Annotated in this window: 1 protein-coding gene and 1 pseudogene; both read right to left on the bottom strand. The window is 61.6% G+C overall.

From position 1 onward, the window contains the following. A partial coding sequence (locus ABX749_RS31560; RefSeq protein WP_372899531.1) for a hypothetical protein occupies nucleotides 1-1,508 on the bottom strand: 1,508 nt, incomplete at its 3' end. After that, nucleotides 1,505-1,825: pseudogene (locus ABX749_RS31555) on the bottom strand (glycosyltransferase family 2 protein); the annotation flags it as partial. The pseudogene ABX749_RS31555 and the gene ABX749_RS31560, both read right to left, overlap by 4 nt.

Raw genomic sequence — 1,825 nt, 5'->3', positions numbered from 1 at the left:
GCCTCGCGTCGGCGTTGTTGCAGCTCGGCCTTTTCCGCTTCCAGTGTCTTTCGCAACGGGTCGAGCCGCGACGCCATCTTCTGATTCAGCGCCGTGATCTGCTCGTGCCAATTCCGCCGCCGTCCCTTGGCGGGGATCACGGCCAGCAGTTCCCGTTTGGCGGCGATCCATTGCGGATCGATCTCGCCGCTCCCGGCGTAACGTTCCGGTTGGAAGTCTAAATCGCGGAGCTGCCGATTCCGCTTGCGGATCTCCGCGTCGACTTCCGCGCTGGGAAAGCGCTGATGTCCCGGCAGCAGCACCGTCGATGACATCACCATAAAACGCGGCGGATCCACGTTCCAGAACGCTCGACTGATCAAGTCACCGAGCTGATCGTACTTGCCGCCGCCGATGCCGTGCAGGAACAGATCGCTGAGCACCAAGCGTGCATACATCGTCGTGATCAACGCCCGGCTACGAATCTTAAATTCGGGACTCGCCAGGGCCAGAAACGCGTCCGCCGCTGCAGACTGATTGGAGGCGTCGATTTTTCGATGTCGCTTGTCCCGGTCGCTGATCTCCATCACCGAGCCGGCGGAGGAAATTCGCACCCAGACGCTACGTCGTTTCGGCGATTGGTTGCCGTAGACCCAAAACGGGGCTTCCAGCCATTCACCGTCGCGTCCCAAATTGGGCACCGGGTGAGCCTTGCTGCGAATGCCATGGGCGGCCCGATAAAACTCCGTCGCTGCGTTGTAACACTCGTGGAAGCGGGGCAAGTCGCTGAGGATCTGCATCGCAAACGAGGCAAACGCATCGCCGCGACAAACGACGCTTTGGGGAATCTCCAGGGTCTGCAATCCCAGATCGGCTTCCAACCGATGGCGTCCTTGGGCCAGCGCGCACCCGGCGTAGCCGCAGCGGTTGATCGCGTCGCGAGAATGCTGCCACAGCGTTGGGATCAGCGGGTTCTCGACGATCCCGGCGACCGTCTCGGCCACGTTGTGATCAAACACGTCAAACAGCTCGCGATCCTCGACCAGCGATTGTTCATAGGGAACGCCGCCGCCGCGACGGTCGAACGCGATGGCTTTGAATCCGACCGTGCCCGCGTCGCCGTAGAGGTACGGAACTCGCACACTGCTCGGGCCCGCGACGTCGCTATCGACGACCAAATTGACGGCGACGGAGCCGGAGGTTTTGCCGACCCGATCGAGCGCGAAGTTCTTGAACCAGACGCCGGGATGGAACAGTGTCGGCTGGTGACCGGCCATCACGATCGTTTGTTCGGCAGAGCCGGCGAAATCGATGTCGCGATACGCCGAGGTGTAGCGGCGGGCATCACGCAACAATTGTTCGCGCGCCGATCGGCGCAGCGAAGAGATCTCAACCGGGTACGCCGCAGCCCGCGACTGGTTCTCGACCATCATCGCCGCAGCACCATCGATCGGCGGATGGATCAAGCTATCGCAGTGACCACGCGGCGCGTGGAACGCCTCGAAATTCGAATCGGATTCCACGTTCAACCGGCCTCGTGTACGCAGACCAAATCTCCGCTGGCCGCGTGGGTGACATGACGACCGCTGGCACACAGCCGCGCGATCTCGTCGTCGATCACCTGATTGTAATGTTTCAACCGTGTTTCTGCGTGGTCGAGCGCACCGCCGAACGATCGCTCCAGATCCAGATAGATCAACGGCACCGCCATCTCGGCGATCCGCAATCCGGCTTCGGCTGCCTGGACCCACAGTTGAAGCGGCATTGCGTAGCCGGTATCGGTGATGGAAAAATGCCGCAGCGCTTCGCTGCGATAGGCTTTGAATCCGCAAAACGCGTCGGTCAG

The sequence above is a fragment of the Stieleria sp. genome, assembly GCF_041595215.1.
Lineage (GTDB): Bacteria > Planctomycetota > Planctomycetia > Pirellulales > Pirellulaceae > Stieleria > Stieleria magnilauensis.
Note: the sequence above shows the minus strand (reverse complement) of the source record. Positions and strands in the feature narration are given on the sequence as shown.